The organism is Marichromatium gracile (genome assembly GCF_004343155.1).
GTDB lineage: Bacteria > Pseudomonadota > Gammaproteobacteria > Chromatiales > Chromatiaceae > Marichromatium > Marichromatium gracile.
Genome location: NZ_SMDC01000007.1, coordinates 102,902 through 116,217 on the forward strand (window position 1 = coordinate 102,902; position 13,316 = coordinate 116,217).

The window sequence follows — 13,316 nt, forward strand, 5'->3', positions numbered from 1 at the left end:
TCTCCTGGGCTCAGGGTTGGCGGATATAGTCGGGGAAGTCGGCGTCGCGCTCGCGCAGCGCCTGCGCGTGACCGAGTTCGCCCTGGCGGCGGGCGCGTTCGGCGAGCGCGATGGCGGCCTCAAAGTCACCGGCGCGGGCCAGTCCCTGCGCTTCGGCGATCAGTTTGGCGGTGTCGCGCCACTCGCCGCCGACCGCGTCGGCGCGCGCGCGTGCGGCCTCGGCCGCGGCGATCGCCGCCTCGGCTGCGGCGGCGCCGGGCTCGGTCTCGTCGCGTTGCGTCTGTTCGTAGGCATGGGTGTCCTGGGCGATCGCCTGCTCGGCGATCCGCACCGCCTTGGTGTATTGGCGCGAGGGCAGCAGTCCCGCCGCGCGTTCGATCAGCGCCGCGGTCTCGTCGACCTCGGCCCCGGCCTCGACGGCGCGTTCGTGAGCGGCGCGCGCCGCGGCGATCGCCGCCTCGGCCTCGCTGCGGTGGGTGGCCCAGGCGGGTGCGATCATCAGTGTGGTGAGCGCCAGAACGAGGGTGAAGCGGGCGCGGGTGCGAAATGGCGTCATGCCGTCATCTCCTCTGGTGCGTGGGCCGGGATCATTTGCGCGCGCCCGGGCCGTTGAGCGGCAGACCGTTGTTCATGTAGGTCATGAAGAACTCCAGGTTGCGATATTCCTCGCCCTGGGCGGGGAAGGCCTTGGCGCGGACCTGCTCGTTGCAGCCGCTGAAGCGGCGGTGCAGGGTGCCCATCTCGCCCCACTTGGAGCGATAGACCGGGAAATGGGTGGTGTGGCCGTAGGCGGGACTGAGGATCTCGGTGCGCAGCGTGGTGCCCGAATTGCCCATATGGCAGTGGCTGCAGGCGAAGTTGAGCTGGCCGCGACGGGCGAAATAGAACTGTCTGCCCTGTTCGTAGGCGGCCAGCGCGCGGGGGTCGTCCTCGGGGATCTCGACGGCGGTGATCTGGCCGCGCGAGGCGAAGGCGATGTAGGCGACCAGGTCGGCGATCGGGCCCTTCTTGTACTTCAGCGGTGGCTCGTCGTTGGCCGCGCGGCAGTCGTTGAGCGCCAGCGGCAGGGTGATCACCATGCCGCGCTCGCGGTCCCAGTGCGGATAGCGCCCGGCGATCGCCGGCCCGTCGGGGAAGCAGTCGGCATAGCCCTGGCCGTTGGCGAAGGGGGTGTTCCACATCTCCTCGCCCTTGCTGAGGGCGGTCTCGTAGGGGGGGAATTCCTCGATCGCCTCCCAGTTCTCGCGCCCGACCGGGTCGAGTGCGTAGGCGCCGTTGATGAAGTCCTCGGTGGCGATGGCGGGGAAGCGGGTCTCGAAATACTGCTGGAAGGCGGCGCGGTCCTCCTCGGGACCGGCCGCGACCGGGGCGGCGAGCAGTGCGCCGGCGAGCAGCGCCAGGGCGCGATGGCTGGTCTTGGCTGTCATGCGTGCTCCTCCGTGTCGGGTGGCTGCGGTGCCGTGATCCTCTATAGCGACCAGACGAACTCGACCACATCGGCGAATTCCCGCTCGGTGAGGATCTCGTGCTTGCCGAAGGGCGGCATCACCACCTCGGGGTTCTGCGCCGTGGGGTCCCAGATCTGTTCGGCGAGCGCGCGTTTGCTCGGGTAGCGGGTCTGCATGGCGATCAGTATCGGGCCGATGGCGCCAGGGCTCTCGGCGCCGGCGATCACGTGGCAGGCGACGCAATTGCCCTTGGCGCGCGTGGTGGCGACGATGCGCCCGGCCTCGATGTCGCCCTCGAGCGTGAGGTCGGAGGGCATTTCGGCCCGCGTCGGCGCGGTGCCGAGCGCCAGGGTGAGCGAGAGTGCGGTCAGCACCAGCCTGGGGTGCGGGGACGAGCTCATGCGGGGCCTCCTGGATCTCCGTTGGTGACGGTGGTGGTCTGGGGCGGCCAGGGGCGTGATCGTCGGCGATCCGGTCGAGCGTCGGTGGTGTCGCGCGCATCGTGGAGCGGTGCGCGCCGGGTCGAACGGTACCGGATGTCTTCTATGGTTATTGTGTGCGCCGCCCCGTGCGCCGAAAGTGAAGGTGACGACCGGTGTTTTCAATCTCGTCGTGACACCTTCGATGTCGTCGCGGGGTGTCTTGCAATCGTGGCGGGAGCGCCGATTTCTTTGTCTTGTTAGTCGGCACGGCCCGATGCCGAGCCCGAGAGAACCCAGCAGGAGGACATCCCCGATGACCCTGTCGCGACGTGACTTCGTGCGCCTGCTCGCCCTCGCGGGCGCCGCCGGCATGCTCCCGCTCAGCGCCCGCGCCGCGCGGCGCATCCCCGCCGATCCCTACGACCTGCCGGTCTTCGGCAACCTCCGGCTGCTCCACATCACCGACACCCATGCCCAGCTCAACCCGGTCTACTACCGCGAGCCCAACGTCAACCTCGGGCTGGGGGCGGCGCGTGGGCGAGCGCCGCACCTGGTCGGGCAGGCGCTGCTCGATCACTTCGGGGTCGCACCGGGGGGGCTCGAGGCCCATGCGCTGACCTATCTCGACTATGCCGAGCAGGCCGAGCGCTTCGGCCGGGTCGGCGGCTTTGCCCAGCTGCGTACCCTGGTCGAGCGGCTGCGCGCCGAGCGCGGGCGCGAGGCCACCCTGCTGCTCGACGGCGGCGACACCTGGCAGGGCTCGGGGACGGCTTACTGGACCCGTGGGCGCGACATGGTCGGCGCCTGCAACCTGCTCGGCGTCGACGTGATGACCGGGCACTGGGAGTTCACCTATCGCGATGCCGAGGTGATCGACAACATCGCCGCCTTCGCCGGCGACTTCGTCGCGCAGAACGTCAAGGTGCGCGAGGAGGCGCTGTTCGACTATCGCTTCGAGGACTTCGCCGGCTTCGACGAGGACCTCGGGCTGGCCTTCGACCCCTATGTGATCCGCGAGGCCGGCGGGGTGCGGGTGGCGGTGATCGGCCAGGCCTTCCCCTATACCCCGATCGCCAATCCGAGCCGATTCATCCCCGACTGGACCTTCGGCATCCAGGAGGGGCGGCTGCAGGAGATCGTCGATCGGGTGCGTGAGCGCGAGCGCCCGGCGCTGGTGGTGCTGCTCTCGCACAACGGCATGGACGTCGATCTCAAGCTCGCCTCGCGGGTGCGCGGCATCGATCTGATCCTCGGCGGTCACACCCACGACGGCGTGCCCGCGCCGCAGGTGGTCGACAACCCGGGCGGGCGCACCCTGGTGACCAACGCCGGCTCCAACGGCAAGTTCCTCGGGGTGATGGACCTCGATGTCGGCCCGGGGGGGCTGCGCGACTTCCGCTATCGGCTGCTGCCGGTGTTCTCCGACCTGATCGCGCCCGATCCGGAGATGACCGACTATATCGCCGGGGTGCGTGCACCCTATCGCGCGCGCCTCGAAGAGCCCCTGGCGGTGGCCGGGCAGACGCTGTATCGTCGCGGCAACTTCAACGGCACCTTCGACCAGCTCATCTGCGATGCGCTGCGCACGGTCAAGGACGCCGAGATCGCTCTCTCGCCCGGGTTCCGCTGGGGAACCACCCTGCTGCCGGGCCAGACCATCACCATGGAACACGTGCTCGACCAGACCTGCATCACCTACCCCGAGACCTATCGGCGCGAGATGACCGGCGCCGAGCTCAAGGCCATCCTCGAGGACGTCTGCGACAACCTCTTCAACCCCGATCCCTATGTCCAGCAGGGCGGCGACATGGTGCGTAGCGGCGGGCTCGACTATGTCTGCGAGCCGGGCGCGGCGATCGGCTCGCGGATCCGGTCGCTGCGTCTCGCCGACGGCACCCCCATCGAGGCCGACAGGCGCTATGTGGTGGCCGGCTGGGCGAGCGTCGGCGCCCAGGCCGAGGGCGAGCCGATCTGGGAGACGGTGGCGACCTATCTGCGCGATCGCGAGCGGATCGACATCGCCCGGCTCGAGACCCCACGTCTCGCCGGTGTCGCCGACAACCCCGGCATCGCCGATTATCCAGGAGAGGTTTAGTGCGTGATGGCAGTGGGCGCGTCGCGGTGTGGCGCGCAGCGGGTGCGGTGCTGGCCGTGGGTTGGAGCGGTGCGGCCAGCGCCGAGCCGGTGGCGGGGTTGATCGAGCCAGCGTGGCTGATCGGACCGTTGTTGCTGCTGGTGGTGACCTTCTTGATCTGGAATCGGCGACTGCGTCGCGAGGTCGTACAGCGGCGTGCCGCCGAGCAGGCGTTGCGGCGCTATCGCCAGGTGGTCTCGGCGACCCAGGACTCGATCTCGCTGATCGACCGCAATGCCGTCTATCTGCTGGTCAACGAGTCGTATCTGCGCATCTTCGAGCGTCGCTATGACGACATCGTCGGCCATTCGGCCCGCGAGCTGCTCGGCGCCGAGACCTTCGAGCGCGTGGTGGCGCCGCGGTTGGCGCGCTGTCTGGCCGGCGAGACGGTCAACTATCAGGCCTGGTTCGAGCGGCCCAGCACCGGGCGCTGTTATCTCGACGTGATCTATGCCCCTTACCGCGATCAGGGCACGGAGATCGACGGCGTACTGGTCAGCGTGCGCGACATCACCGAGCGGCGCCGTGCCGAGGAGGCGCGCCAGCTCGCCGCCAACGTCTTCACCCATGCCCGCGAGGGCATCGTCATCACCGACCCGCAGGGGGTCATCGTCGACCTGAATGCCGCCTTCGTCGAGATCACCGGCGAGTCGCGCGAGACCCTGCTCGGTCGCCGTCCGGCGGTGCTCGAGTCCGGCGCCGGGCTGCTCGGTGGCAGCGATGCCGTCACCGTCGAGGCGATCTGGACGACCCTGGCCGATCAGGGCCACTGGGAGGGCGAGTTCTGGGGCCGACGACGCGGCGGCGAGAGCTATGTGGCGATGATCACCATGACCGCGGTCGGCGACGAGGCGGGCGCGTTGCAGCACTATGTCCTGCTCTATCACGACATCACCGCGCTCAAGCTGCAACAGCGCAGGCTCGAACAGGCGGCGCACTACGACGGCCTCACCGGGCTGCCCAACCGCGCGCTGCTGTTCGATCGGCTCGAGCAGGCGATGACTCAGGTGCAGCGACGTGGCGGCACCCTGGCGCTGGTCTATTTCGACCTCGACGGCTTCAAGGCGGTCAACGACGGGCTCGGCCACGAGGCCGGCGACCGTCTGCTCGCCGGCCTCGCCGTGCGGATGCGCGGGGTGTTGCGCGAGGGCGATACCGTCGCCCGGCTCGGCGGTGACGAGTTCGTCGCCGTGCTGCTCGATCCGGGCGGGATCGCCGAACTCGCGCCGCTGCTCGATCGTCTGCTCGAGGCGCTCTCGCGCCCCATGCCGATCACCGATCACCTGGTGCAGGTCTCGGCCAGCCTCGGCGTCAGTTGCTTCAAGCAGGGCGACGAGACCACCCCGGATCTGCTGCTGCGCCGCGCCGATCAGGCGATGTATCAGGCCAAGCTCGCCGGCAAGGGGCGCTATCGCTTCTTCACCCCGGGGGTCGACGACGCCCCGCGCCGTCACGCGCTCGCCGGCTGAGGCTCACAGCCTGACCCCGGGCGAGGCGCTGTAGCTGTCGAGCACGTTGACATAGTTGGCGCGCTCGAACTCCGCCGGGTTGGGCACGGCCAGGGCGCTGACCCGGCCACGGAAGTCCTTCACCGACTCGAACCCCTGCTCCTCCATCCATTGCTCCACCCCGCCGATCACCTCGCCGAGATAGGCCGGGCCGTGGGCGAGCAGCGCGCTGCACAGGTGTACCACGTCGGCGCCGGCGAGCAGCAGCTTGATCGCGTCCGCGGCGGTGTGCACGCCGCCGGTGGCGCCCAGCGACAGGCCCTCGAAGCGACCGTGGAGCAGGGCGATCCAGCGCATCGCCAGCAGCGCCTCGGCCGAGGTCGAGGGGTGCAGGCTCGGCTGCAGGCGCAGGGTGTCGATGTTGATGTCGGGCTGATAGAAGCGGTTGAACAGCGCCACCCCGTTGGCCCCGGCGGCGGCGAGCTGACCGATCAGGTGGCCGAGCGAGCTGAAGCTCGGCGAGAGCTTCATGTTGATGGGGATGGCGACGTGAGCGCGCAGGTCGCGCAGCAGGTCGAGATAGCGTGCCTCGACCGTGGCGCCGTCCTGACCGATGTCGCCGGCGACATAGTAGACGTTGAGTTCCAGGGCGTCGGCCCCGGCACGCTCGATCTCGCCGGCATGGGCGATCCAGCCGCCGGGGGTGACGCCGTTGAGGCTGGCGATGACGGGGATGTCGAGCGCCGCCTTGAGCCGGCCGATGTGCGCCAGGTACTGCTCGAGCGGGCTGTCGAAGTCGTGATAGTCGGGCAGGAAGCCGTCATCGGCCTCGGCGAAGCCGATCTCCTGGTGGTGGAGGAAGCGCACCATGGCCTCGGACTCGGCGCTGACCGCCTCCTCGAACAGCGACCAGAGGATGATCGCCGAGGCGCCGTGGTCCTCGAGCGCGCGCGCCTGGTCGAGGCTGCGCGACAGCGGCGAGGCGGAGGGGACGAAGGGGTTGCTGAGGTCGAGACCCAGATACTTGGTCGCTAGATCCATGATCGGCTCCGTGTTCGGTCCGGGACGGTGTGTTCAGTGGTTGTGCTCGTCGGCATCGGCCGCTGGCGCCTTCTGCAGCGCGATCTGCGCGAGCTGCTCGTAGAGGCTGAAGCGTGTCTGCACATGACGCTGGGCCTGTTGCAGGTAGCGTTCGGCGGCCTCGGGGTGGATGCGCTCGAGCACGCTGAAGCGGGTCTCGGTGGCGATGAAGTCGCGATAGGGCAGGCTCGGCGGCTTGCTGTCGATGTGCAGCGGGTGTTCGCCGGCGGCGGCGCGGCGCGGGTCGTAGCGCAGCAGCGACCAGTGTCCCGAGTTGACCGCCATGTCCTGCTGGCGCAGGTTGTTGGAGAGATCGACGCCGTGGGCGATGCAGGGCGCGTAGCAGATGATCACCGAGGGGCCGGGGTAGGACTCGGCCTCGAGGAAGGCGCGCACCGTCTGCACGTCCTTGGCGCCGAAGGCGACCTGGGCGACATAGACGTTCTCGTAGGCCATCGCCATCAGCGCCAGGTCCTTCTTGAAGGTCGGCTTGCCGCCGGCGGAGAACTTGGCCACGGCGCCGAGCGGGGTGGCCTTGGAGGTCTGGCCGCCGGTGTTGGAATAGACCTCGGTGTCGAGGATCAACAGGTTGACGTCGCGTCCGCTGGCGAGCACGTGATCGACACCGCCGTAGCCGATGTCGTAGGCCCAGCCGTCGCCGCCGACGATCCACACGCTGCGCTTGACCAGCTGATCGCACAGCCCCTCGAGCAGTCGCGCCTCGGGCGCGTCGATGCCGCTGAGCGCCAGGCGCAGCCGCTCGATGCGTGCGCGCTGGGCGTGGATGCCGGCCTCGTCGGACTGCCCGGCCTCGAGGATCTCGCGCGCCAGCCCCACGCCGATGGTGTCGGCGAGCCGACCGAGCAGCTCGCGCGCCTGATCGCGCTGCTTGTCGATCGCCAGGCGCATGCCCAGGCCGAATTCGGCGTTGTCCTCGAACAGCGAGTTGTTCCAGGTCGGTCCGCGGCCCTCGGGATCGGTGGTGTAGGGCGTGGTCGGCAGGTTGCCACCGTAGATCGAGGAGCAGCCGGTGGCGTTGGCGATCAGCATGCGGTCGCCGAAGAGCTGGGTGGCGAGCTTGACGTAGGGCGTCTCGCCGCAGCCGACACAGGCCCCGGAGAACTCGAACAGCGGCTGCATCAGCATCGCGTGCTTGATCTTGGTCGGTTCGAGCTGGGTGCGGTCGTACTCGGGGAGATCGAGGAAGAAGTCCCAGTGTGTCTGCTCGGCGGCATGGATCTCGCCGGCCTCGACCAGGTTGAGCGCCTTGCGGCTCGGGTCCTTGCGGTCGCGGATCGGGCAGACCTCGACACAGAGCCCGCAGCCGGTGCAGTCGTCGGGGGCGATCTGGTAGCTGATGCGGTGTCCGGCGGGGAAGTCGCGTCCCTTGACCGGGGCGCTGAGAAAGCCCGCGGGCGCGCTCGCCAGCGTCTCCTCCGGATAGACCTTGGCGCGGATCGCCGCGTGCGGGCAGACCAGCGGGCACTTGCCGCACTGGGTGCACAGCTCCGGCTCCCACAGCGGCAGTTGCAGCGCGATGTTGCGCTTCTCAAAGCGGGTGGTGCCGGTCGGCCAGGTGCCGTCGGCGGGCATCAGGCTCACCGGCAGCCGGTCGCCGAGTCCGGCGATCAGCGGTGCGGTGACCTGGCGGACGAACTCGGGGGCATCGGCCGGGACCACCGGCGGGCGCTCGAAGTCGCTGCTCGGCGTCGCCGGCACACTGACCTGGTGCAGCCCGGCGAGCGCGGCGTCGATCGCGCGATAGTTGCGATCGAGCAGGCGCTGGCCCTTGCGTCCGTAGGTCTTGCGCACCGCCTCCTTGATGTGGGTGATGGCCTCGTCGCGGGGCAGCACCCCGGAGATGGCGAAGAAGCAGGTCTGCATGATGGTGTTGATGCGCCGTCCCATGCCGGTCGCGGCGGCGATCCCGTAGGCGTCGACGACATAGAAGGCGAGCCCCTTGTCGATCATCTGTTGCTGCATCGACCGTGGCAGGCCGTTCCACGCCTGATCGGGCGGGGCGGCGCTGTTGAGCAGGAAGGTCGCCCCGGGGGCGGCGAGCGCGAGCATGTCGTAGCGCTCGAGGAAGGTCGGTTGGTGACAGGCGACGAACTGCGCCTCGTCGGCGCCGATCAGATAGGTGCTGGAGATCGGTCGCGGGCCGAAGCGCAGATGGCTGATGGTGACCGCGCCGGCCTTCTTGGAGTCGTACTGGAAATAGCCCTGGCCGTAGTTGGGCGTCTCCTCGCTGATGATCTTGATCGAGTTCTTGTTGGCCGAGACGGTGCCGTCCGAGCCGAGTCCGTAGAAGACGCAGGCGCTCACGCCGGCGCTGGCGTCGGGGCGGAAGGCGGGGTCCCAGTCGAGGCTGGTGTGGCCGACGTCGTCGATGATGCCGACGGTGAAGGGGCAGCGCGGCTGCTCGGCGGTGAGCTCGTCGAGCACCGCCTTGGCCATCGCCGGGGTGAACTCCTTGGAGGACAGCCCGAAGCGCCCGCCGATCACCCGGGGCATCGTCGCGCGCGCGCCGCTGGCATGGGCTTGGGCGAGGGCGGTGAGCACGTCCTTGTAGAGCGGCTCGCCGTCGGCGCCGGGCTCCTTGGTGCGATCGAGCACCGCGATCCGCGCGGCGCTGGCGGGCAGCGCGGCGAGCAGCGCCTTGGGCGCGAAGGGACGGAACAGCCGCACCTTGACCAGCCCGACCCGCTCGCCGCGCGCGACCAGGTGCTCGATGGTCTCCTCGGCCGCCCCGATCCCCGAGCCCATCAGCACCAGCACGCGCTCGGCGTCGGGTGCGCCGACATAGTCGAAGGGCTGGTAGTGACGACCGGTGTGTCCGGCGAAGCGGGTCATCACCCGGGCGACGATCTCCGCGGTGGCCTCATAGTAGGGGTTGACCGACTCGCGCCCCTGGAAATAGACGTCGGGGTTCTGCGAGGTGCCGCGGATCACCGGTCGGTCGGGGTTGAGGGCGCGCGCGCGACAGGCCCGTACCTGCTCCTCGCTGATCAGCGCGCGCACCGTCTCCTGCGGGATGCGCGCGATCTTGCTGACCTCGTGCGAGGTGCGGAAGCCGTCGAAGAAGTGCAGGAAGGGCACCCGGCTCTCCAGGGTCGCGGCCTGGGCGATCAGCGCAAAATCCATCACCTCCTGCACCGAGGCCGCGCACAGCATCGCGAAGCCGGTGCCGCGACAGGCCATGACGTCACCGTGATCGCCGAAGATCGACAGCGCCTGGGCGGCCAGCGAGCGCGCCGAGACATGGATCACCGTCGGGGTCAGCTCGCCGGCGATCTTGTACATGTTGGGGATCATCAGCAGCAGCCCCTGCGAGGCGGTGAAGGTGGTCGCGAGCGACCCCGCCTGCAGCGCCCCGTGGACCGCGCCAGCGGCACCGGCCTCGCTCTGCATCTCGACCACGTCGGGGACCGTGCCCCACAGATTGGTGACCCCCAGCGAGGACCACTCGTCCGACCACTCACCCATCGGCGAGGCCGGGGTGATCGGGTAGATGGCGATGACCTCGTTGGTCATGTGGGCGATGTAGGCCGCGGCTTCGTTGCCGTCGAGCGAGACCATTTCTGTGTGCGACATCGATCTGTCCCGGGTTGCGAGGTGGCTGGAGCGGGGGCGCGGCGGTTGCTCGTGACCCCTGGTCCGGAGGCTGTCCCGACCACTGGGGCGCGAGCCGGTCTGTCATCCGGCGTCCGGCACGTCGCCCCGATCAACTATAGTCGCTATCTGTGAATGCTTTTGATCGCCGGGCAAGCGGCGATCGACCGACGGGGATGATGTCAGGAACCCTGATGAATGCAGTGATCGAACAGGCGGGGTTGGCCCTGCGCGAGATGCGCGAGACCGACCTCGCGACGGTGATGATGGTGGAGCGGGCGGCCTATCCCCACCCCTGGAGCGAGGGGGTGATGCGCGACTGTCTGCGCGCCGGCTACGACTGCCGGGTGGGCGAGCTCGACGGCAGGCCGGTGGCCCATGCGGTGGTTTCGGTGGCGGTCGGTGAGTGTCACGTGCTCAACATCACCGTCCATCCCGACTGCCAGCGTCGCGGCTTCGGTCGCGCCCTGCTGCGCGCGCTGGTCGAGCGCGCCCGCGCCAAGGGAGCGCAGACCGCCTTTCTCGAGGTGCGCGCCTCCAACACCGCCGCACGCGCGCTCTACGAGGCCGAGGGCTTCTGCGAGATCGGCCGCCGCCGCGGCTACTACCCCGCCGCCAACGGCCGCGAGGACGCCCTGGTGCTGGCGCGGGAACTCGGTGGGATGCATGGCGTGTTGGCCAGGGATTGAACCGCAAAGACACAAAGCACGCGAAGGCGTTGCAGGGGACGGAGAGGCTCCGACGGCGATGGCGCCGCTGTCAGTCGCTGGAAGCGACTGACAGCGAGTGACGAGGATTGCTTTGCGTGCTTCGCGTCTTTGCGGTTGGGGACTTATAGCTCGCGCGTGGCGGAGAAGCGGACCTCGGGCCAGCGCTCCTGGGCGAGGCTGAGGTTGACGCGGGTGGGGGCGAGATAGACGAGCTGGTCGTCGCCGTCGAGGGCGAGATACTCGTGGTTTTTGTCCTTGAAGCGCTCGAACAGCTTGGCGTCGTCGCAGCTCACCCAGCGCGCGGTCTGGACGTTCACGGCCTCGACGATGGCGTCGACGCCGTACTCGTCCTTGAGGCGGTAGGCGGCGACGTCGAACTGCAGCACGCCGACCGCGCCGAGGATCATGTCGTTGTTCTTGAGCGGGCGGAAGACCTGGGTCGCGCCCTCCTCGGCGAGCTGCACCACGCCTTTCTGCAGCGCCTTCATCCGCAGCGGGTCCTTGAGCACCACGCGGCGGAACAGCTCGGGGGCGAAGTAGGGCACGCCCTCGTACTTGAGCTCCTCGCCCTCGGTGAAGGTGTCGCCGATCTGGATGGTGCCGTGGTTGTGCAGACCGATGATGTCGCCCGGCCAGGCCTCCTCGACGTGACGGCGTTCATCGGCCTGGAAGGTGATGGCGTTGGCGATCTGAATGGTGCGACCGATACGTACGTGACGCATCTTCATGCCCTTGCGGTAGCAACCCGAGCACACCCGCATGAAGGCCACGCGGTCGCGGTGGGCGGGGTCCATGTTCGCCTGGATCTTGAACACGAAGCCGGTGAAGCCTTCTTCGGCGGGCTCGACCGGGCGCTGCAGGGTGTTGCGCGGGCGCGGCGGCGGGGCGTACTGGACGAAGGCGTCGAGCAGCTCGCGCACGCCGAAGTTGTTGATCGCCGAACCGAAGAACACCGGGGTCTGGCGCCCGGCGCGGTAGGCCTCGAGGTCGAGCGGGTGGCTCGCGCCCTCGACCAGCTCCAGCTCCTCGCGCAGCTCCTCGGCCTGATCGCCGAGCACCTCGTCCATGCGCGGGTTGTCGAGCCCCTCGATCACCTCGCCCTCGACGATGCGCCCGCCGTGCTGGGCCGAGAACAGATGGGTGCGCCCGTCGCGCAGGTCGTAGACGCCGCGGAAGCGCTTGCCCATGCCGATCGGCCAGGTCACCGGCGCGCACTGGATCTTCAGCACCTCCTCGATCTCGTCGAGGACCTCGATGGCGTCGCGGCCCTCGCGGTCGAGCTTGTTGACGAAGGTGAGGATCGGGGTGTCGCGCAGCCGGCAGACGTCCATCAGCTTGATGGTGCGGTCCTCGACGCCCTTGGCCACGTCGATCACCATCAGCGCCGAGTCGACCGCGGTGAGGGTGCGGTAGGTGTCCTCGGAGAAGTCCTCGTGGCCGGGGGTGTCGAGCAGGTTGACGGTGGCCTCGCCGTAGGGGAACTGCATCACCGAGGAGGTCACCGAGATGCCGCGCTGCTTCTCCAGCTCCATCCAGTCGGAGGTGGCGTGGCGGGCGGCCTTGCGCCCCTTGACCGTGCCCGCGAGCTGGATCGCGCCCCCGAACAGCAGGAGCTTCTCGGTGAGGGTGGTCTTGCCGGCGTCGGGGTGGGAGATGATGGCGAAGGTACGACGTTTGTCGAGTTGCGCTTGAAGCTCGCTCATAAGAGGTGTCTGGCGTTGCTGGCTGCGGACTGGGAAAACCATCAATTATATCCCCGCGACCCGGTTGCGTTCATCCGCCGGGTGGGCGGCTCGGGCGGGGAAATGGTTGAACCGCCAAGATACCGTCTTGCCCGTCAATCGCCGATCAAGCACACCAGCTTTGCCGACCGGAGGCTGGATGCTGATTCGAACCGCAAAGCCGCGAAGGGCGCGAAGAAGACTTGATGGAATCGAGGTCTCGGCGGTGGTGCCGGCTTCCCACGGTGGGTGGCAGCTGGCAGCTGGCAGCTGGCAGCTGGTGACTGGTGACTGCAAGCCTTTCTTCTCTGCGCGTCCTTCGCGTCCTTCGCGGCTTTGCGGTTCAATCCTCGTGGCCGCTGGCCGCTGGCCGCTGGCCGCTGGCCGTGGCTTGAGCCAGGGCCGCGCCGCACCAATCTCTGGCGGGTGCGCCGAGTCGGTGCGCGTTCATTCTCAAGCCTGCGCAGGAGTCGAGACGTGGAGACGACAGCGGTTGCCGATCTGATTCGTCGGGGGATGCCCGAGGCCGAGGTGGAGGTCACCGGCGATGGTGAGCACTTCGACGCGGTGGTGGTCAGCGAGCGGTTTGAGGGGCTGACGCCGCTGGCCAAGCAGCGGTTGGTGATGGAGACGGTCAAGGCGGAGATCGCCAGCGGCGCCTTGCACGCCATCTCGATCCGCACCCTGACCCCGGCGCAGCGCGCCGCGGGGTGAGGGCAGGGCGGGTGCCGCCTGCGCGGC

At 68.9% G+C, this 13,316-nt stretch carries 11 protein-coding genes; 5 read left to right on the plus strand and 6 right to left on the minus strand.

What is annotated here, in order from left to right; genetic code table 11:
* Positions 1-10: 10 nt before the first annotated feature.
* Genes EDC29_RS11345 through soxX form a run of 3 tightly spaced genes read right to left on the minus strand, consistent with a single transcriptional unit; the run spans position 11 to position 1,849 of the window.
* Positions 11-556: a hypothetical protein gene (locus EDC29_RS11345; RefSeq protein WP_132229893.1), complete on the minus strand. Its 546-nt coding sequence runs from the start codon at positions 554-556 to the stop codon at positions 11-13.
* A 31-nt stretch (positions 557-587) separates the two neighbouring features.
* Positions 588-1,427, minus strand: a complete 840-nt coding sequence (soxA, locus tag EDC29_RS11350) for a sulfur oxidation c-type cytochrome SoxA (protein ID WP_123142491.1) — start codon at positions 1,425-1,427, stop codon at positions 588-590.
* Positions 1,428-1,468: 41 nt separating this feature from the next.
* Positions 1,469-1,849: a sulfur oxidation c-type cytochrome SoxX gene (gene soxX, locus EDC29_RS11355; RefSeq protein WP_132229895.1), complete on the minus strand. Its 381-nt coding sequence runs from the start codon at positions 1,847-1,849 to the stop codon at positions 1,469-1,471.
* A gap of 334 nt (positions 1,850-2,183) precedes the next feature.
* Between soxX and soxB the strand changes: the two genes are divergently transcribed.
* Together soxB and EDC29_RS11365 are read left to right on the plus strand one after the other, a co-directional pair.
* Positions 2,184-3,965, plus strand: coding sequence for a thiosulfohydrolase SoxB (soxB, locus tag EDC29_RS11360; RefSeq protein ID WP_132229897.1), 1,782 nt, complete (start codon positions 2,184-2,186; stop codon positions 3,963-3,965).
* A complete protein-coding gene (locus EDC29_RS11365; protein ID WP_132229899.1) occupies positions 3,965-5,473 on the plus strand; it encodes a diguanylate cyclase domain-containing protein in 1,509 nt (502 codons plus the stop codon). Before soxB ends, EDC29_RS11365 begins: the two co-directional genes overlap by 1 nt.
* A 3-nt stretch (positions 5,474-5,476) precedes the next feature.
* Here EDC29_RS11365 and EDC29_RS11370 read toward each other — a convergent pair whose 3' ends face one another.
* On the minus strand, positions 5,477-6,493 hold the full coding sequence (locus tag EDC29_RS11370; RefSeq protein ID WP_132229901.1) for a dihydroorotate dehydrogenase-like protein: 1,017 nt from the start codon (positions 6,491-6,493) through the stop codon (positions 5,477-5,479).
* A 33-nt stretch (positions 6,494-6,526) separates the two neighbouring features.
* On the minus strand, positions 6,527-10,126 hold the full coding sequence (gene nifJ, locus EDC29_RS11375) for a pyruvate:ferredoxin (flavodoxin) oxidoreductase (protein WP_132229903.1): 3,600 nt from the start codon (positions 10,124-10,126) through the stop codon (positions 6,527-6,529).
* A 212-nt stretch (positions 10,127-10,338) separates the two neighbouring features.
* On the opposite strand from nifJ, the gene rimI reads away from it, so the two are divergent.
* Positions 10,339-10,833 carry a ribosomal protein S18-alanine N-acetyltransferase gene (gene rimI, locus EDC29_RS11380; protein ID WP_132229905.1) on the plus strand — a complete coding sequence of 165 codons (495 nt, stop codon included), beginning with the start codon at positions 10,339-10,341 and terminating at the stop codon, positions 10,831-10,833.
* Positions 10,834-10,976: 143 nt separating this feature from the next.
* Here the strand turns inward: rimI and EDC29_RS11385 are convergent, their stop codons facing one another.
* Positions 10,977-12,557 carry a peptide chain release factor 3 gene (locus tag EDC29_RS11385; RefSeq protein ID WP_132229907.1) on the minus strand — a complete coding sequence of 527 codons (1,581 nt, stop codon included), beginning with the start codon at positions 12,555-12,557 and terminating at the stop codon, positions 10,977-10,979.
* Here EDC29_RS11385 and EDC29_RS11390 point away from each other — a divergent pair.
* Together EDC29_RS11390 and EDC29_RS11395 are read left to right on the plus strand one after the other, a co-directional pair.
* A complete protein-coding gene (locus EDC29_RS11390) occupies positions 12,543-12,782 on the plus strand; it encodes a hypothetical protein (RefSeq protein WP_132229909.1) in 240 nt (79 codons plus the stop codon). The genes EDC29_RS11385 and EDC29_RS11390 overlap by 15 nt on opposite strands.
* A gap of 270 nt (positions 12,783-13,052) precedes the next feature.
* On the plus strand, positions 13,053-13,289 hold the full coding sequence (locus EDC29_RS11395; protein WP_005220592.1) for a BolA family protein: 237 nt from the start codon (positions 13,053-13,055) through the stop codon (positions 13,287-13,289).
* Positions 13,290-13,316 lie beyond the last annotated feature (27 nt).

Excerpts from the sequence above, each read along its gene's own strand:
- EDC29_RS11345 (WP_132229893.1), bottom strand. The coding sequence starts at position 556 with ATGACGCCATTTCGCACCCGCGCCCGCTTCACCCTCGTTCTGGCGCTC.
- soxA (WP_123142491.1), bottom strand. The coding sequence starts at position 1,427 with ATGACAGCCAAGACCAGCCATCGCGCCCTGGCGCTGCTCGCCGGCGCA.
- soxX (WP_132229895.1), bottom strand. The coding sequence starts at position 1,849 with ATGAGCTCGTCCCCGCACCCCAGGCTGGTGCTGACCGCACTCTCGCTC.
- soxB (WP_132229897.1), top strand. The coding sequence starts at position 2,184 with ATGACCCTGTCGCGACGTGACTTCGTGCGCCTGCTCGCCCTCGCGGGC.
- EDC29_RS11370 (WP_132229901.1), bottom strand. The coding sequence starts at position 6,493 with ATGGATCTAGCGACCAAGTATCTGGGTCTCGACCTCAGCAACCCCTTC.
- nifJ (WP_132229903.1), bottom strand. The coding sequence starts at position 10,126 with ATGTCGCACACAGAAATGGTCTCGCTCGACGGCAACGAAGCCGCGGCC.
- rimI (WP_132229905.1), top strand. The coding sequence starts at position 10,339 with ATGAATGCAGTGATCGAACAGGCGGGGTTGGCCCTGCGCGAGATGCGC.
- EDC29_RS11385 (WP_132229907.1), bottom strand. The coding sequence starts at position 12,557 with ATGAGCGAGCTTCAAGCGCAACTCGACAAACGTCGTACCTTCGCCATC.